This is a genomic window from Fuscovulum sp. (genome assembly GCA_035192965.1).
In the GTDB taxonomy this organism is placed as follows: domain Bacteria; phylum Pseudomonadota; class Alphaproteobacteria; order Rhodobacterales; family Rhodobacteraceae; genus Paragemmobacter.
This window is the reverse complement of sequence record CP136571.1, coordinates 3580718-3597193: the sequence shown is the minus strand read 5'-3', so window position 1 is coordinate 3597193 and position 16476 is coordinate 3580718. Positions and strand designations below refer to the sequence as shown.

Below are 16476 nucleotides of genomic sequence, written 5' to 3'. Positions count from 1 at the left end.
AGGCACCAGCATCGGGAGAATCCGGCGCGCAGGGGTAACCCTGTGGGAGCCGGTGCCGAAGGAGCAACCGCCCCGGTAAACTCTCAGGCGCAACGGACCGTTGCTGGTGGAGTACTCTGGAGAGTGGCGCGGATGCGCCCGCCGAAGGGATAACGATCTCAGGCGTCCTAAAGCCGAAAGGTGGGGACAGGGACAGAGGGGGCATCGTGGGACAGGGATTGGCCTGTCCGGACGGTGCCGATTGGTTTGTACAACCGGCGCTCTGAAGACTGGGGAGGGACGTTTTGTCCGACCTTGACGAGACGACGGCTGTTGAAACTGCGCCGCTGAAGCGGTTGGGGCTGCATGATCTGCATGTGGGGCTGGGCGGCAAGATGGTGCCCTTTGCCGGTTATGAGATGCCGGTGCAGTATCCCGCCGGGGTGATGAAGGAACATCTGCACACGCGGGCCGCCGCCGGGCTGTTTGACGTGAGCCATATGGGGCAGGTGATCCTGCGGCCCAAGGCGGGGATGGCGGCGCTGTGCGCGGGATTTGAGTCGCTGATGCCGGTGGATGTGGCGGGGCTGGCGCAGGGGCGGCAGCGCTATGGGCTGTTCACCAACGACACGGGCGGCATCGAGGATGACCTGATGTTCGCCAATCGGGGCGATCACCTGTTTGTCGTGGTCAATGCCGCCTGCAAGGAGGCCGATGTGGCGCATATGCGCGCGCATCTGGGCGCTGTGGCAGAGGTGGAATTCATTCAGGACCGTGCGCTTCTGGCGCTGCAGGGGCCTGCGGCCGAGGCGGCGCTGGCCGTGCTGCTGCCGGGCGTGGCGGCGATGCGGTTCATGGATGTGGCGGTGATGGATTGGGACGGGGCCGAGGTCTGGCTGTCGCGGTCGGGCTATACCGGCGAGGATGGGTTTGAACTGTCGATCCGCGAGGACCGCGCGCTGGATTTTGCGCAAGCGCTGCTGGCGCGGCCGGGGGTGATGCCCATCGGGCTTGGCGCGCGCGACAGTCTGCGGCTTGAGGCGGGGCTGTGCCTGTATGGCCATGACATCGACGACGGCACCAGCCCGGTAGAGGCCGGGCTGACATGGGCGATCCAGAAGGTGCGGCGTTCTGACGGTGACCGCGCGGGCGGCTTCCCCGGTGCGGACCGCATCCTGCGCGAGTTGGCCGAGGGGCCGGAGCGGTGCCGCGTGGGCCTGCGGCCCGAGGGCCGGGCGCCGATGCGTGAGGGGGTGGAACTGTTCGCCGTGGATGGCACGCCGCTGGGCCGTGTCACATCCGGCGGGTTCGGGCCTTCGGTCGAGGCACCTGTTGCCATGGGCTATGTCCCTGCGTCTTATGCGACTACCGGAACGGCGGTGATGGGCGAGGTGCGCGGCAAGCGCCTGCCCGTGACTGTGGTGCCGATGCCTTTTCACCCCACCACCTACAAGCGTTGAGGATGCGATGAAGTACACGGAAGAACATGAATGGCTGCGGATCGAGGGTGATCTGGTGGTCGTGGGCATCACTGAACATGCCGCAACCCAGTTGGGGGATGTGGTGTTCGTGGAATTGCCCGCGACGGAAACCATGGTCGCGTCCGGCGATGAGGTTGTGGTGATCGAAAGCGTCAAGGCGGCGTCCGACATCCTGGCCCCCATCGAGGGTGAGATCGTCGCGGTCAACACCAAGCTGATCGACAACCCGGCGCTGGTGAACGAAGACCCGACCGGGGCGGCCTGGTTCTTCAAGATGAAGGTGGATGATCTGGACGTGCTGGATCAGTTCATGGACGAGGATGAATACAACGACATGATCGGGTGATCCCGGTTCAAACCGTTGAGACGCAAAAGTTTTTGAAAACTTTTGCAAATTCCTTCCAAGGAATTTGGTGGGCGCGGGACGCGCGCCCGCCATGGGAAACACGATGAGGCCTGCGCCATGACCTTTACCCCTGTCGACTATAATCCCTATGACTTTGCCAACCGCCGCCATATCGGCCCCTCGCCTGCCGAGATGGACGAGATGTTGAAGGTGGTGGGCGTCAAGACGTTGGATGCGCTGATTGATGAGACGGTGCCGAAGTCGATCCGGCAGGCGGTGCCGCTGGGCTGGGCGCCCTTGTCCGAGCATGAGCTTTTGGCGCGGATGCGGACGGTGGGTGCGAAGAACAAGGTGATGACCAGCCTGATCGGGCAGGGCTATTACGGGACGGTGACGCCGCCTGCGATCCAGCGGAATATTCTGGAGAACCCGGCGTGGTATACGGCCTATACCCCCTATCAGCCCGAGATCGCGCAGGGGCGGCTTGAGGCGTTGTTGAACTATCAGACGATGATTTCGGATCTGACCGGGTTGCCGGTGGCCAATGCCAGCCTGCTGGATGAGGCGACGGCGGCGGCCGAGGCGATGGCGATGGCCGAACGGGTGGCCAAGACCAAGGCGCGGGGGTTCTTTGTCGACCATGGCTGCCATCCGCAGACCATCGGCGTGATCCGCACGCGGGCAGAGCCGTTGGGCATTGAGGTGATCGTCGGCGATCCGGCGAAGATGGAGCCGGAAAAGCTGTTCGGGGCGATTTTCCAATATCCCGGAACTTATGGGCATGTGATTGATTTCACGGATGAAATCGCCGCACTGCATGAGGCGAAGGCGGTGGCGATTGTCGCGACCGATCTGCTGGCGTTAACGCTTTTGAAAGAACCGGGCGCGATGGGGGCGGATATTGCCATCGGGTCGAGCCAGCGGTTCGGGGTGCCGTTGGGCTATGGCGGGCCGCATGCGGCCTTCATGTCCTGCAAGGATGAGATGAAGCGGGCGATGCCGGGGCGGATCGTGGGGGTTTCCATCGACGCGCGGGGCAACAAGGCCTATCGCCTGTCGCTGCAAACGCGCGAGCAGCATATCCGGCGCGAGAAGGCCACCAGCAACGTCTGCACGGCGCAGGCCCTGTTGGCGGTGATGGCGTCGTTTTATGCGGTGTTCCACGGGCCGAAGGGCCTGCGCGCCATTGCGGAACGGGTGCATTTCCTGACCAACCGGCTGGCGCGGGCGTTGAAGGCGGCGGGGGCGAAAGTGTCGCCCAAGGCGTTCTTTGACACGATCACGGTAGAAGTGGGCGTGGGGCAGGCGGGTATTCTGGCCGCCGCACGGCATGAGGGGCTGAATTTCCGCAAGATCGGCAATGACCGGGTGGGGATTTCGCTGGACGAGACGACGGATGAAAAGGTGCTGATCCGCGTGCTGCGCGCCTTTGGCATCGAGGGCGTGCCGCCACATCGGGCGAACCTTGGCTTCCCCGAGGCCATGGTGCGGGTGACGGACTACCTGACCCATCCGGTGTTCCATATGAACCGCGCGGAATCCGAGATGATGCGCTATATGCGCCGCCTGTCGGACCGTGATCTTGCGCTGGATCGCGCAATGATCCCGCTGGGGTCTTGTACCATGAAGCTGAACGCGGCGGCAGAGATGATGCCGATCACCTGGCCGGAATTTGGCACGCTGCACCCCTTTGCGCCCGCCGATCAGGCGCTGGGGTACAAGGAGGCGATTGACGACCTGACGGTCAAGCTGTGCGAGGTGACGGGATATGATGCCTTCTCCATGCAGCCCAACAGCGGCGCGCAGGGGGAATATGCGGGATTGCTTACCATTCAGGCCTATCACCGTGCGCGGGGGGATGGGCACCGCAACATCTGTCTGATCCCGGTATCGGCGCATGGCACGAACCCCGCCTCTGCCCAGATGGCGGGGATGCAGGTGGTGGTGGTCAAGTCGGCCCCGAATGGCGATGTGGACCTTGATGATTTCCGGCAAAGGGCTGCGGAGGCAGGGGAAAATCTGGCAGCCTGCATGATCACTTATCCGTCGACCCATGGGGTGTTTGAGGAAACGGTGAAGGAAATCTGCGCGATCACCCATGCGCATGGGGGGCAGGTTTACCTTGATGGCGCGAACATGAACGCACTGGTGGGGTTGGTGAAACCCGGCGAGATCGGCAGCGATGTGAGCCACCTGAACCTGCACAAGACATTCGCCATTCCGCATGGCGGCGGCGGGCCGGGGATGGGGCCGATTGGCGTGAAGGCGCATCTGGCGCCCTATCTGCCGGGGCATTCGGAGACGGGTGGTGACGGTGCGGTGAGCGCGGCACCTTATGGAAGCGCGTCCATTCTGCTGATTTCATGGGCCTATTGCCTGATGATGGGGGGCGAGGGGCTGACGCAGGCGACGCGGGTGGCGATCCTGAACGCCAATTACATCGCGGCGCGGCTGAAGGGGGCCTATCCGATCCTGTTCATGGGCAACAAGGGGCGGGTGGCGCATGAATGCATTCTTGACACCCGGCCCTTTGCAGAGTTCGGCGTGACGGTGGATGACATCGCCAAGCGGTTGATCGACAACGGTTTCCACGCGCCAACGATGAGCTGGCCGGTCGCGGGGACGCTGATGGTGGAGCCGACGGAAAGCGAGACGAAGGCCGAGATCGACCGTTTCATCACCGCGCTGCTGGCGATCCGGGCGGAGATCGACGCTGTGGAGAAGGGCGAGATTTCTGCCGAAGACAGCCCCCTGCGCCATGCCCCGCACACGGTGGAGGATCTGGTGGCAGACTGGACGCGGAAATACCCGCGCGAGCAGGGCTGCTTCCCGCCGGGTGCCTTCCGGGTGGACAAGTATTGGCCCCCCATCGGCCGGGTGGACAATGTGTTCGGCGACCGCAACCTGATCTGCACCTGCCCGCCTGTCGAGGCCTACGCCCAAGCGGCGGAATAGGGCGGCGGCTGTGCCGCCATCGGTGCAGATGGCGGTGCAGACGGGTGTGCATACAGATTGGCGCAGCTTTGGCTGCGCCTTTTTGGTTTATGTGCGTGGGTGCAGAGGCGTGAGCATGGTTGGCCCGAGGTCTTGACGAGGCGTTGACGCGGTAAGGCGGCGCGGATAGCCCTGCTGACCGGGGCAGGGTGGGGTTGACCGTGAGCGAAGAAAAAGCCGGAACATTCGGCGCGGGGGTGATTGCTGCGCTGCCCATTGCGCTGGGTTATTTCCCGATCGCCTTTGCCTTTGGCGTGGCGGCGACGGGGGCGGGGTTGTCGGGTTGGGAGGCGGCGGCGCTGTCGCTGATCATTTATGCCGGGGCGTCGCAGTTTCTGGCGCTGGCCCTGCTGACATCGGGCGCGGCGCTGCCAGTGGCGGCCTTTACCCTGATCGCGATGAACCTGCGGCATGTGCTTTATGGCCCTGCGCTGATGAAGGCGGCGGGGGCGGGGGCCGGAAAGCGGCCGCCGAAGCAATGGGCCTGGGCTTGGGCCTGGGGTTTGACGGATGAGGTGTTCGGCGCGGCGCTGGGGGAATTGGCGCGCGGGCGGCGTTTTGGCGAGGCGTATATGTTCGGGCTGGGCCTGCCCGCCTATGCCGCCTGGGTGGGTGGCACCGTGGCGGGCGCGATGGCGGGCGGTGGTGCGCTGGAGGGCTGGCCCGTGCTGGAAGCGGGGCTGTCCTTCCTGCTGCCTGCGCTGTTTCTGGCGCTGCTCTTGTCGATCCTGTCGCGGCCGCAGGTGCCTGTGATTGCTGTGGCGGGGCTGGCCTGCGTGGCGGGGACTTTGCTGGTGTCATCCACCACGGGAATCCTTGGCGGGATGATCGCCGGGGCGCTGGCCGGATTGCTGCGGGGGCGGGCATGAGCGGCGAGGTGCTGGCGCTGGCGCTGATCGTCGGGGCGGCGAATTGGGCGTTCCGCTATCTGCCGATCCGGTTCGGGCTGGGCGATGGGGCGCAGGGCGGGTGGCTGGCGCGGTTTCTGGCGGCGGTGGGGCCTGCGGCGATTGCCACGCTGTTCGTGGCCTCTGCCCTGCCCTTTGTTGCGGCGGGGGCGGTGCTGGCACCGCTGGCGGGGACGGCGGGGGTGGTGGTTGTCTGGCTTTGGCAGCGGTCTGTGGTGGGGGCGACGCTGGCGGGGGCGGTGGCCTATGCGGCAATCTTTGCCTTGATGGCCTGAGCGGGTGCAGTTTGGCTTGCGCTGGGGCGCGGCTGGGGCAACGATAGGACACGCAGAAGAGGAGTCGCGCCATGCTGGAGATCAGCCCGGAGAAAGTGGTGCATATCATTTACCAGTTCCGCGAGGAGGGCATCGCCGACCGCGAATTGCATGCCTTCATCGACGCGCTGAATGATGACGAGAAGGCGCATCTGACGGCGATAGCCTGGGTCGGGCGCGGTGCGTTCGAACCCGAGGATTATGCGACGGCGGTGGAGACGGCCTATACCGAGGCGACCGTGCCCACGGACCAGTATCTGATGGGGATGCCGCATCTGGCCGAGAACCTTGAGGCGGGGTTGGAGGCGATGGGGATCGACGTGACGGAAGTGGAGAGCGATTTCCTGTGAGGTTTAGGGGGCTGCCGCCCCCGCCGCCCTGACGGGCGGCTCCCCCGCGGGTATTTGGGGCCAAGATGAAGCTGGGGGCTTGCATTCCGGTCTCAGCGTCCAAACATATGCGGCAGGGCGAATATGACGGGGGCCAAGATGGCGGATGCGGTCAAGCTGTGCTGTGCCGAATGCGGGCAGATGAACCGGGTGCCGGTGGCGCGGCTGGCGGCGGGGCCGAAATGCGGCATCTGCGGCGCGGCGCTGCTGGATGGGCGGGTGATGGAGTTGGACGCGGCGGCGCATGACAAGGCCGTGCGCGGGGATGACCTGCCGCTGATCGTGGATTACTGGGCGGCGTGGTGTGGGCCATGCCGGATGATGGCGCCGGAATTCGCCAAGGCAGCGAAGGAGATGGCCCCGAAGGTGCGCTTTGCCAAGCTAGACACCGAGGCGCATCCGGCCGTGTCGCAGCGGGCCGGGATCCGGGGCATTCCGGCGTTGATCCTGTATCACCGGGGGCGCGAGGTGGCGCGGTTGGCGGGCGCACGCCCGGCGGCCGAAATCATCGCCTTTGTGCGCCAGCACGTGGCCGTAGCCACCCCCTGAGCGGCGGGGGCGCGGCTTGACAAAGCGGGGGCAATCGGCAAAAACGCCGCCCGTGGGGGCAGTAGCTCAGTTGGGAGAGCGCGTCGTTCGCAATGACGAGGTCAGGGGTTCGATCCCCCTCTGCTCCACCAAGCAATCCAAGAACTTACGGGCCAGGTTTCGGGGGCTGGTCCTTCCGGCGCTTGGCGTTGCTTTGCCGAAATGGACGATCCTTCAGGCCCGGTCGGGGGTGGTGAGGAAGACGCGCACGGTCTCTTCGAATTCGCGGGGTTTTTCGGCGTGGAGCCAGTGGCCGGCATCCGGGATGCGGGCGAAGCGGGCGGCGGGGAAGAGGGTGCGGATGGTGTCGCGGTATTCGGGTTTGACATAGGCGCTGTTGGCCCCTGTCAGGAACAGGGTGGGGCGGTCGAAGTGACCTGTCGTGCCGGGCCAGCCGACGATGCGGGGCATCTCGGCCTCCAGCACATCGAGGTTGAGCCGCCAGCGGGGGCCGCCTTCGGCCTTGAGATCCAGCGATTGCAGAAAGAAGGCGCGCAGGGCGGCATCGTCGATCAGGGCCGAGAGGCGCTGGTCGGCCTCGGCCCGGGTGGTGAGGTGGGTCAGGTCCAGCGCGCGCATCGCATCGATATGGCGGGTCTGGTCATGGGTATAGGCGACGGGGGCGATATCGGCCACGATCAGGCGGCGGATCAGGTCAGGCTGGGTCAGGGCAAGCTGCATCGCGGCCTTGCCGCCCATGGAATGGCCCAGAAGATCGGCAGGCGCACCGATATGGCGGATCACCTCGGCCAGATCGGCGGCGAGGTCGGGGTAGCTGTGCGAGGCGGCGCGCGGGCTGTCGCCGTGGTTGCGCATGTCGACGGCAAAGACATCGCGGCTGTCGGCCAGACGGCGGGCGATGACGCCCCAGTTGCGACCCGAGCCGAAGAGGCCATGCGCGATGATCAGCGGGGGATGGCTGGGGCCTTCGGTGGCAGGGTGGTGGATCAGGTTCAGCATTGTTTCCCTTTGCGCATCCGGTCGTTTCCGGATGCCTGCTTTTTCTGCCCCAGTCTTGCCGCTATGTTGCCACAATGCGTTAAGGGGTATTAAAAATGTCTGCCATCGCCATTATCATTCTGCAGAAGGCAAACCGCATTTCGGAGTTGCTGGAGGAACGGCTCGGCGTCAAGGGGCCGTCGCTTGAGGCGCGGCTGGGGCGGGCGGGGCGGGTGCTGCCTTCCGAGGCGCGTCAGGCCGGGTGGCGGATTGCGCTGGCCGAACGCAAGGCCAAGCTGGGCGATCTGGCCGGGATCGACGAATACAGCTTTGATGACGATTACCGCACCTGCCTGCGGCATTTGCAGATGATGGCGCCCGGAACGCCCGGATTGCCGCATTTCCGGTCTGCGCTGCAAAGCGGGGTTACGGCGGTTCTGTCGGTGCTTATTCTGTATATCGGGTTGGCGTTTGCCGGTCTGATCTGATCGCGCCTGATCTGATTGCGTCTGATCTATCGGATGGAGCGCTGCCGCCCAAGGCGCGGCGGCTGACCAGCGTGACGGTCACGAAGGACACGTAAAGCAGCAGATACCAGGAGCCGAGTTTGCCGAGGCTGACCATCTGGCCGGGCAGTTGGCCGGAATAAAGCCATGTGCCGGTGGCGGTGCCGACATTTTCCGCGATCCAGAGCGCGAGGCTGGCAAGAAAGGCCGCAAGTGGGAGCGGCATCCAAAGCGGGCGGTCGGTGATGCGGAAATAGACGCGGGTGCGGGCGTAGAGGATCAGCGTGGCGGCAAAGAGCGCGATGCGGATGTCGGGCAGGAAGTGGTGGGCGAAGAAGTTCACATAGATCGCGGCGGCCAGCACGAGGGTAAGCGCGAAGGGCGGGTAGGGGGTGAAGCGCATGTCGAAGATGCGGATCACGCGGGCGATATAGCTGCCCACGGCGGCATACATGAAGCCGGAGAACAGCGGCACGCCCATCAGTTTGAACAGCGCGGGTTCCGGATAGCCCCATGACCCGGCGCTGACCTTGAACCATTCCATCGCGGTGCCGGTCAGGTGAAAGAGCAGGATGACCCGCGCCTCTTCCCATGTTTCCAGCTTTTTCCACAGAAACAGCGCCTGTGTTGCAATGGCAAAGAGGAATAGCGCGTCGTAGCGGTGCAGCGGCCAATCCGGCTGCCAGATCAGGGCGGAGCCGATGATCGCCGCCAGCATGAGGCCGCCAAAGAGGCAGGCCCAGCCCTGTTTCAAGACGAACATGACGAATTCGGCCAGCGCGAAGGGCAGGCGGTCGCGGGCCCAATCCCCCAGCCGACGTTCGATGCTGCGGGTGTTGGGGGTGATCATCCTGTCCTGCGCGGTTTTGTGGGCGGATTTGATCGCCGTGGATCGAAGCCGTCAAGTCCGGTGATCGCGCGGCTTGCTGGACAATCGGTGGTCGGACCGGGCACGATAGGACGGCGAGGGAGGCCGCCCACAGGCAATGACTGACACGACGGACGATGGACAGAAGGCACTTCAGATTGACGCCCAGCGCCTATTGGGGCGCTGCATTCTGCGGCTTCAGCAATATGAGAGGCTTTTGAAGGCCATCCTGCAGATGTGCAGTGTAACGATCACGGCAGACGGCCCATCGGGTGGTCTTGCGGTTCAGGAGGCGGACGTCAGGCTTAAGACCTTAGGGATGCTGGTTGGGGCCTTTACCGGTGATCATCTGTTCGCGCTGGGCGAGGGTGAAATGGACAACGTTCGGGTGAAGGACGTGCCCGATTTCTCGGTCCATTTGCGTTTGGGAATGACGGCCGAGGCATTTGAGCGAACCAAGCAGGACCTTGCCGAACTCGTCACCCTGCGTAACGATCTGGTCCACCACTTCATCGAACAGCATGATATTGCCACGGTGGCTGGGTGCCAGAGTGCGCTTATCGCGTTGCATGCCGCTGACGAACGTATTGGCGCCCATCTGGTGCGTCTGCAGGCGTGGGCGAAGACGTTAATGCAGGCGCGGCAGGAAGCAGCCCGTGCCCTTTCGTCGGGCCCTGTGCTTGAGAGTTTGGTAGACTCCAACGCTGCGACGGGTGTGGCGTCTGAGAGAGGGCCCGCACCGCGCCGGGGTACACCGCGCCGAAAGATAAAGAAAAACACCCCGACGCCACGGAAGCATTGACCGAAAAGGAAAAGGGCGCGGGACTTTGGCCCGCGCCCTTTCACCCGTAACGTCAGGTCTATCAGAGCCCCGGATAGATCGGGAACTGCTTGCAGAGGGTTTCGACCTCGGCCTTTACTTTGGCTTCGACGGCTGCGTTGCCGTCTTCGCCATTGGCGGCGAGGCCGTCGACGACTTCGGTGATCCAGCGGCCGATCTGGCGGAATTCGCCTTCACCGAAGCCGCGCGTGGTGCCTGCGGGGGTGCCGAGGCGGACGCCGGAGGTGATGGTGGGCTTTTCCGTGTCGAAGGGGATGCCGTTCTTGTTGCAGGTGATGTGGGCGCGGCCGAGGGCTTTCTCTGTGGCGTTGCCCTTCACGCCCTTGGGGCGCAGGTCGACCAGCATCAGGTGGGTGTCGGTGCCGCCGGTGACGATATCCAGCCCGCCCTTCATCAGCTCATCCGCCAGCGCCTTGGCGTTGGTGATGACCTGCTTTTGATAGGTGATGAATTCCGGGCGCAGGGCTTCGCCGAAGGCGACGGCTTTGGCCGCGATGACGTGCATCAGCGGGCCGCCCTGAATGCCGGGGAAGATGGCCGAGTTGAACTTTTTGGCCAGCGCCTCATCATCCGTGAGGATCATGCCGCCGCGCGGGCCGCGCAGGGTTTTGTGCGTGGTGGTGGTGGCGACATGGGCATGCGGGAAGGGCGAGGGGTAGAGGCCTGCCGCGACGAGGCCCGCAAAATGTGCCATGTCGACAAGGAGATAGGCACCCACGCTGTCAGCGATTTCGCGCATCTTGGCGAAGTCGATGATGCGGGGAATGGCCGAGCCGCCGGCGATGATCAGCTTGGGCTTATGTTCAGCGGCAAGTTCGGCGACCTGATCGTAGTTCAGTTCCAGATCCTGCTTGCGCACGCCGTATTGCACGGCCTTGAACCACTTGCCCGATTGGTTGGGCGCCGCGCCATGGGTGAGGTGGCCACCGGCATCGAGCGACATGCCGAGGATGGTGTCACCCGGCTGCAGCAGGGCCTGAAACACGCCCTGGTTCGCCTGCGAGCCGGAGTTGGGCTGGACGTTGGCAAAGCCGCAACCGAACAGCTTGCAGGCGCGTTCGATGGCGAGGTTTTCCGCAATATCAACATATTGGCAGCCGCCATAGTAGCGCTTGCCCGGATAACCTTCGGCATATTTGTTGGTCATCACGGACCCCTGCGCTTCCATCACGGCGCGGGAGACGATGTTTTCCGAGGCGATCAGTTCGATTTCGTGCCGCTGGCGGCCGAGTTCCTGGGTGATCGCGCCGAACAATTCGGCGTCACGGGTGGCGAGGGGTTCGGTGAAGAATCCGGTATCGCGGTGGGGGGCGTTCATGGGCTCTCCTCATGGCGGGAATGCAGGATTGGTGACGGGCTTGTCCCGCATCTAGCGCACTGGATGCGATGCGGGAAGGCAAGAAAACGACTCCAATCGGGGTCTGTGCGAAATAATGGGTCGGGCGGGCCGGTGGGGCGGGGGTGTTTCGGGGGTTGAGTTTGGCGGGGTTGGCCCGCAAGACTGCGGTGCACGACTGGGGAGACTGGGCCGATGACCACATCACGCATCGCCTTTATGGCATCGGGGGCACCGGCGGCGACCGAGGCGCTGCGGGTGTTGACCGCGCGCTATGGGCAGGTGGCGCAGGAGAGCGCAGATGTTGTGGTTGCCCTTGGGGGGGACGGCTTCATGTTGCAGACCCTGCATGAGACGCAGCGGCTGTCCTTGCCGGTCTATGGGATGAATTGCGGCACCATCGGATTCCTGATGAACGCTTATCAGCCCGGCGATCTGCCTGCGCGGCTGGCGGCGGCGGAGGAGGCGGTGATCAACCCGCTGCGGATGCGCGCCGTGGATGTGGAGGGCGCGGTGCATGAGGCGCTGGCGATCAACGAGGTGAGCCTTTTGCGTGCGGGGCCGCAGGCGGCGAAACTGCGGGTCAGCGTGGATGGCCGGGTGCGGATGGAGGAGTTGGTCTGCGATGGGGCGTTGGTGGCAACGCCTGCGGGATCAACGGCTTACAACTATTCGGCGCATGGGCCGATCCTGCCCATCGGGGCGGATGTGCTGGCGCTGACGGCGATGGCGGCATTCCGGCCCCGGCGTTGGCGCGGAGCGCTGATCCCCAAGGGGGCGGTGGTGCGGTTTGAGGTGCTGGAGGCCGAGAAGCGCCCGGTGATGGCCGATGCCGACAGCCGCGGGTCGGTGCGGGGGGTGGCGAGCGTCGAGGTGCGGTCTGAGCCGGGGGTGCGGCACCGCATCCTGTTCGATCCCGGCCATGGGCTGGAAGAGCGGCTGATCAACGAGCAGTTCGTCTGACGAAACCGCCAAGCGCTTGCGGGCGCTGGGTTTAATTTCGGGATAAGGGCCGGAGGGCGGTGCAGCGCGTGGTGCAGATGCCGGTGCAGACGGCTGTGCATACGCGCGGTGGTGTCGGGTGGCGTTAACCATGTGTCTGGCGGGTGAGTCGCGCAGTCTTTGGCTGGTGCTTGCCCCCTTGATCGGCGGGGGGCAGGTGGGTTAGCGCTGCGCTGATGCTGTTGTCGCGTTTTCCATTGCTGATGCGGGCTGTGCTGGCCCTGACGCTTGGCCTGGCTTTGGCCGGGGCGGGGGCGGCGCATCGCCCGCTGGAGCGGCCCGCCGAGGCGGCGGCCCAGTTTGCCGCGATGGCAGCCTTTCTGGCGGCGGGCGGATCGGTTGACGATCTTTGCCACGATGCCGGGATGGCGGGGCATGAGGGCGGGCATGGGCAGCGGGACTGCCCGGCCTGCGTGTTGCAGAAATCTGCAATGGCTGTGGCGGTGGTGGCGCTGCCTGTGCCGATCGAACGGCAATGGCGCGCGCTTTGGCCTGTCGTGCAGGGGCAGGCGGTGCCCGCCGGTCCCCTGTTTTTGCCCCCGGCGCGGGGGCCACCGGAGACGACCTTTTCCTGATGCGGACTTCAGGCTGTCGCGTGGTGCGGCGGCTGGCACATGGACAAAGGACAGATCCCATGGTTTCGACGACAGAGGATGTCGCCCGCGCGGCGACGGAACGGCGCTATTTCACGGTGTGGCGCTGGCATTTCTACTGCTCACTTTACGTCTTTCCATTCCTGATCATGCTGGCGGTGACCGGCCTGATCATGCTGTGGATTTCGGCGCTGACCGATTTGAACGGCGAGCGGATGGTGGTGGCCCCAACAGGCAGCCTGATGGCGGTGTCCGCCTTGCAGGCGGCGGCGGAGGCGGCCGTTCCGGGCGGAGTGGCGGGCAGCTATATCGCGCCGATGGCGGCGGATCGGGTGGCGGTGTTTCAGGTGACGGGTGCAGAGGGGGCGATGACGGTGGTCATCAACCCCTATACTGCCGAGGTGGTGGACACCTTTCCCTGGCGGGCGGGGTGGTACGACTTCGCGACCGAAATTCACGGCACGCTGCTGATCGGCGATCTGGGGGATTGGCTGATCGAGGCGGCCGCGTCGCTGGGCGTGATCCTTGTGGTGACCGGCGTCTGGCTGCACTGGCCGCGCCGGGGTGGGACATGGCGCGAGGCGCTGTTGCCGAAGGTGGCCTTCACCTCGCGCGGGGCGTGGAAGGCGCTGCACGGTGCGGTGGGAATGTGGATGTCGGCGGTGCTGCTGGTGTTCCTGATTTCGGGGCTGAGTTGGGCGGGAATCTGGGGCGGCAAGATGGTGCAGGCCTGGTCGACCTTTCCGGCAGAGAAGTGGGAGGCGGTGCCGCTGTCGGACAAGACCCATGCCGATATGAACCATGGCGCGGCGAAAGAGGTGCCTTGGGGGCTGGAACAGACCCCGTTGCCGGAGAGCGGGTCGTTGGCGGGGACGCAGGCGGTTGCAGGTCCGGTCACGATTGACAGCGTGGCGGGCTTTGCGCAGGGCCTTGGGTTCAACGGGCGGTTCCAGCTTGCCCTTCCGGGGGATGAGACGGGGGTCTGGACGATCAGCCATGACAGCATGTCCAATGACGGCCCCGATCCCAGTGCGGATCGGACTGTCCATATCGACCAATATACCGGCCATGTGTTGGCCGATGTGGGCTATGCCGATTACAGCCCTTGGGCCAAGGCGATGGCCTATGGCATCGCCTTTCACGAGGGCGACATGGGGGCGTGGAACATCGCGCTGAACACGCTGTTCTGCCTGTCGATGATCTTTCTGCCGGTGTCGGGGTTGGTGATGTGGTGGAAGCGGCGGCCTGCCGGGGCGTTCCGCCTTGGTGCGCCGCCCGCTCCTCAGGGGTTGGCCTTCTGGTGGGTGGCGGCGGCGCTGATCGGGGTGCTGGGGATCGCCTTTCCGCTGGGCGGGGTGGCGATTGCGGCGGTGATCGTGCTGGATCTGGTGCTGCTGCGGCAGGTGCCTGCATTGCGGCGCGTGTTGTCATAAAGCGCGCGTGGGGCGGGGGCGACCCCGCCTCATGGCGGGCTGTGTGCTACTTCCAGCCTTCGATCTTGCGATAGAGGGTGGAGGGGGCGAGTTCGAGCATGCGGGCGGCCTTTGGCACCGATCCGTCAAAGCGTTTCAGGGTGGCTTCGATCACCAGACGTTCAATTTCGGCCAGCGGTTTGCCGATCAGCGCATCCAGCGCGGGTTCGGGCGAGGCGGGCGCGCGCAAGGCGGGCGGTGGGGCAAGGCCCGGTTCATCGGCCACGATATGGGGCAGCATGTCAGGCGTGACAGGGCCGCCTTCGTTCATCACCACGACATGGCGGATGACGTTGAGCACCTGTCGCACGTTTCCGGGCCAGGGCAGGCGGCGGAAGAGGGCGGTCACATCCGGCGAGAGGCCGTCGAAGCGGCGGCCTTCCTCCGTGGCGAAGCGGGAGAGGGCGGCTTCGGCGATTTCGATGACATCATCGCCGCGTTCGCGCAGCGGCGGCATGTGGATCGGCACGACATAGAGGCGGTAATACAGGTCTTCGCGGAAGCGGCCACGGCGGACGGCATCGAGCGGGTCCTGATTGGTGGCGCAGACGATGCGGACGTTCACCTTGCGGGGCCGGGTGGCCCCCACGGGCTGCACGGTGGAGGTTTGCAGAAAGCGCAGCAGTTTGGTTTGCAGCGCGGGGGCCATTTCGCAGATTTCATCCAGAAAGAGCGTGCCGCCATCGGCGGCGGCGGCGGCACCCGGCTTGTCGGAGATGGCGCCGGTGAAGCTGCCTTTCACATGGCCGAACACTTCGGATTCCAGCAGGTCTTGCGGGATCGCGCCGCAGTTCAGCGCGATGAAGGGGCCAGCGGCGCGGGGGGAATGGTCATGGACGGCAAGCGCGCACAGCTCTTTGCCGGTGCCGCTTTCGCCGGTGATGAAGACGGTGGCCATGGAGCGGGCGACGGAGCGGATCTTGGCATGGATGCGGGCCATCGTGTCGGAGGAGCCGACGAAGGCCCCGGTCGTGGCGGGCAAGGCTTGGGCCGGGAGTGCGGCGCTGGGGGGGGCGAGGTCTGGCGGGGTGAGGTCTGGGGTGGCAGTGAGGGCGGTGCTGGCGGCCGGGGCGCGGCGGGGGGTGCCGCGATTGGCGAGGGCGTTGTCCACTGCGCCGAGGAAGCGGGTTTCGTCAAAGGGTTTGACAAGGAATTCATGCGCGCCGGCGCGCATCGCCTCGACCGCCTTGTTGATGGAGCCGTTGGCGGTGATGACGATGACATTCGCCTCGGGCCGCAGGGTGAGCATTTCCTGCATAAGCTCTAGACCGTCGCGGTCGGGCAGCATCAGATCGAGCAGGACGACCGTGGAACCGCTTTCAACAAAGGCGGCCATGCCTTCGGAGGCGGTGCTGGCGCTGCGGACGGCGTGGCCGGCATTGGTGAGCACAGAGCGGTAGACCATCTGAAGCGATGGCGTGTCTTCGATCAGCAGGAGGGGCGGCACGGTGGTCATGCGGCGGCAGTGTCGGTGGATGTGTCGGGGGATGTGCCCGTGGATGTTTTGGGGGTTTGTTCGGTGGCGTGATCGGGCGGCAGGCGGGCGGCGAGCAGGGCGATGAGGGCGGTAAGGTCTGCCATCAGCGGCCCTGAGAGCGCGGCGATGCGGTCAGCATCTTCATCATGGGCGGCGGCGTTCAGGTCGACGGCCAGCCCGTGCAGGCGCATCGCGCCGATGGTGCCGGCAAGCGAAATCAGGACATGGGTCTGGGCGCGGATCGTGGTGCTGTCGGCCCCGGTGATGGCGGGGGCGATCTGCGCGGCGGTGGTGGCAAGGTCGATATGCATCTGGTGCAGGATGCGCAGGGCCGTGTCCGGCCCGGCCATGACAAGGATGTCGCGCAGCGCGGTGCTGTCGCCCAGAATGCCAAGGGGATCGTCCGCAGTCATGCGGACCTGCCTGGCGCGGCGGGGTGTCGG

General features: G+C 65.2%; 17 protein-coding genes, 1 tRNA gene and 1 riboswitch. Of the genes, 13 read left to right on the top strand and 5 right to left on the bottom strand.

The features are described 5' to 3' along the window. Positions 1-2 precede the first annotated feature (2 nt). Positions 3-110, top strand: a riboswitch (glycine riboswitch). 174 nt (positions 111-284) lie between these two features. From gcvT to RSE12_17660, 8 genes are all read left to right on the top strand, one after another. Further along, positions 285-1439: a glycine cleavage system aminomethyltransferase GcvT gene (gene gcvT / locus RSE12_17695; protein WRH62180.1), complete on the top strand. Its 1155-nt coding sequence runs from the start codon at positions 285-287 to the stop codon at positions 1437-1439. A gap of 7 nt (positions 1440-1446) precedes the next feature. After that, a complete protein-coding gene (gene gcvH, locus RSE12_17690) occupies positions 1447-1806 on the top strand; it encodes a glycine cleavage system protein GcvH (GenBank protein ID WRH62179.1) in 360 nt (119 codons plus the stop codon). 117 nt (positions 1807-1923) lie between these two features. Further along, positions 1924-4761 carry an aminomethyl-transferring glycine dehydrogenase gene (gene gcvP, locus RSE12_17685; protein WRH62178.1) on the top strand — a complete coding sequence of 946 codons (2838 nt, stop codon included), beginning with the start codon at positions 1924-1926 and terminating at the stop codon, positions 4759-4761. 200 nt (positions 4762-4961) lie between these two features. After that, on the top strand, positions 4962-5669 hold the full coding sequence (locus tag RSE12_17680; GenBank protein WRH62177.1) for an AzlC family ABC transporter permease: 708 nt from the start codon (positions 4962-4964) through the stop codon (positions 5667-5669). Further along, positions 5666-5983 carry an AzlD domain-containing protein gene (locus RSE12_17675; protein WRH62176.1) on the top strand — a complete coding sequence of 106 codons (318 nt, stop codon included), beginning with the start codon at positions 5666-5668 and terminating at the stop codon, positions 5981-5983. Before RSE12_17680 ends, RSE12_17675 begins: the two co-directional genes overlap by 4 nt. Before the next feature lie 71 nt (positions 5984-6054). Then, positions 6055-6372, top strand: a complete 318-nt coding sequence (locus RSE12_17670) for a DUF3775 domain-containing protein (GenBank protein ID WRH62175.1) — start codon at positions 6055-6057, stop codon at positions 6370-6372. Positions 6373-6510: 138 nt separating this feature from the next. After that, a complete protein-coding gene (trxC, locus tag RSE12_17665) occupies positions 6511-6960 on the top strand; it encodes a thioredoxin TrxC (protein WRH62174.1) in 450 nt (149 codons plus the stop codon). 55 nt (positions 6961-7015) lie between these two features. Next, positions 7016-7091: transfer RNA gene (locus RSE12_17660), tRNA-Ala, on the top strand. An 82-nt stretch (positions 7092-7173) separates the two neighbouring features. Here RSE12_17660 and RSE12_17655 read toward each other — a convergent pair. After that, positions 7174-7959, bottom strand: coding sequence for an alpha/beta fold hydrolase (locus tag RSE12_17655; protein ID WRH62173.1), 786 nt, complete (start codon positions 7957-7959; stop codon positions 7174-7176). 95 nt (positions 7960-8054) lie between these two features. Here RSE12_17655 and RSE12_17650 point away from each other — a divergent pair, with 95 nt between their 5' ends. Next, positions 8055-8426, top strand: a complete 372-nt coding sequence (locus RSE12_17650; protein ID WRH62172.1) for a hypothetical protein — start codon at positions 8055-8057, stop codon at positions 8424-8426. Here the strand turns inward: RSE12_17650 and RSE12_17645 are convergent. Beyond that, positions 8386-9294: a DUF817 domain-containing protein gene (locus RSE12_17645; protein ID WRH62171.1), complete on the bottom strand. Its 909-nt coding sequence runs from the start codon at positions 9292-9294 to the stop codon at positions 8386-8388. The genes RSE12_17650 and RSE12_17645 overlap by 41 nt on opposite strands. A gap of 136 nt (positions 9295-9430) precedes the next feature. Here RSE12_17645 and RSE12_17640 point away from each other — a divergent pair, with 136 nt between their 5' ends. Next, a complete protein-coding gene (locus RSE12_17640; protein ID WRH62170.1) occupies positions 9431-10114 on the top strand; it encodes a hypothetical protein in 684 nt (227 codons plus the stop codon). Between the two features lie 61 nt (positions 10115-10175). Here the strand turns inward: RSE12_17640 and glyA are convergent, their stop codons facing one another. Next, positions 10176-11471, bottom strand: coding sequence for a serine hydroxymethyltransferase (gene glyA / locus RSE12_17635; protein WRH62169.1), 1296 nt, complete (start codon positions 11469-11471; stop codon positions 10176-10178). A gap of 213 nt (positions 11472-11684) precedes the next feature. Here glyA and RSE12_17630 point away from each other — a divergent pair, with 213 nt between their 5' ends. From RSE12_17630 to RSE12_17620, 3 genes are all read left to right on the top strand, one after another. Beyond that, entirely contained in the window at positions 11685-12452 is a 768-nt protein-coding gene (locus RSE12_17630) for an NAD kinase (protein ID WRH62168.1), read from the top strand. Positions 12453-12667: 215 nt separating this feature from the next. Beyond that, a complete protein-coding gene (locus tag RSE12_17625; GenBank protein WRH62167.1) occupies positions 12668-13066 on the top strand; it encodes a hypothetical protein in 399 nt (132 codons plus the stop codon). A gap of 59 nt (positions 13067-13125) precedes the next feature. Further along, complete coding sequence (locus RSE12_17620; GenBank protein ID WRH62166.1) at positions 13126-14517, top strand: PepSY domain-containing protein; 1392 nt, start codon at positions 13126-13128, stop codon at positions 14515-14517. A gap of 46 nt (positions 14518-14563) precedes the next feature. Here the strand turns inward: RSE12_17620 and RSE12_17615 are convergent, their stop codons facing one another. Together RSE12_17615 and RSE12_17610 are read right to left on the bottom strand one after the other, a co-directional pair. Beyond that, positions 14564-16012 (bottom strand): sigma-54 dependent transcriptional regulator, encoded by a 1449-nt coding sequence (locus tag RSE12_17615; protein ID WRH62165.1) that lies wholly within the window; start codon positions 16010-16012, stop codon positions 14564-14566. Beyond that, the gene (locus RSE12_17610; protein ID WRH62164.1) at positions 16009-16446 is read right to left on the bottom strand and encodes a hypothetical protein; all 438 of its coding nucleotides are present in this window, start codon (positions 16444-16446) and stop codon (positions 16009-16011) included. Before RSE12_17610 ends, RSE12_17615 begins: the two co-directional genes overlap by 4 nt. Positions 16447-16476 lie beyond the last annotated feature (30 nt).

Bases quoted from the DNA above. Each gene is read 5' to 3' on its own strand.
- gcvH (WRH62179.1), top strand. From the start codon at position 1,447: ATGAAGTACACGGAAGAACATGAATGGCTGCGGATCGAGGGTGATCTG.
- gcvP (WRH62178.1), top strand. From the start codon at position 1,924: ATGACCTTTACCCCTGTCGACTATAATCCCTATGACTTTGCCAACCGC.
- RSE12_17675 (WRH62176.1), top strand. From the start codon at position 5,666: ATGAGCGGCGAGGTGCTGGCGCTGGCGCTGATCGTCGGGGCGGCGAAT.
- RSE12_17670 (WRH62175.1), top strand. From the start codon at position 6,055: ATGCTGGAGATCAGCCCGGAGAAAGTGGTGCATATCATTTACCAGTTC.
- trxC (WRH62174.1), top strand. From the start codon at position 6,511: ATGGCGGATGCGGTCAAGCTGTGCTGTGCCGAATGCGGGCAGATGAAC.
- RSE12_17655 (WRH62173.1), bottom strand. From the start codon at position 7,959: ATGCTGAACCTGATCCACCACCCTGCCACCGAAGGCCCCAGCCATCCC.
- RSE12_17650 (WRH62172.1), top strand. From the start codon at position 8,055: ATGTCTGCCATCGCCATTATCATTCTGCAGAAGGCAAACCGCATTTCG.
- RSE12_17645 (WRH62171.1), bottom strand. From the start codon at position 9,294: ATGATCACCCCCAACACCCGCAGCATCGAACGTCGGCTGGGGGATTGG.
- RSE12_17640 (WRH62170.1), top strand. From the start codon at position 9,431: ATGACTGACACGACGGACGATGGACAGAAGGCACTTCAGATTGACGCC.
- glyA (WRH62169.1), bottom strand. From the start codon at position 11,471: ATGAACGCCCCCCACCGCGATACCGGATTCTTCACCGAACCCCTCGCC.
- RSE12_17630 (WRH62168.1), top strand. From the start codon at position 11,685: ATGACCACATCACGCATCGCCTTTATGGCATCGGGGGCACCGGCGGCG.
- RSE12_17625 (WRH62167.1), top strand. From the start codon at position 12,668: ATGCTGTTGTCGCGTTTTCCATTGCTGATGCGGGCTGTGCTGGCCCTG.
- RSE12_17620 (WRH62166.1), top strand. From the start codon at position 13,126: ATGGTTTCGACGACAGAGGATGTCGCCCGCGCGGCGACGGAACGGCGC.
- RSE12_17615 (WRH62165.1), bottom strand. From the start codon at position 16,012: ATGACCACCGTGCCGCCCCTCCTGCTGATCGAAGACACGCCATCGCTT.
- RSE12_17610 (WRH62164.1), bottom strand. From the start codon at position 16,446: ATGACTGCGGACGATCCCCTTGGCATTCTGGGCGACAGCACCGCGCTG.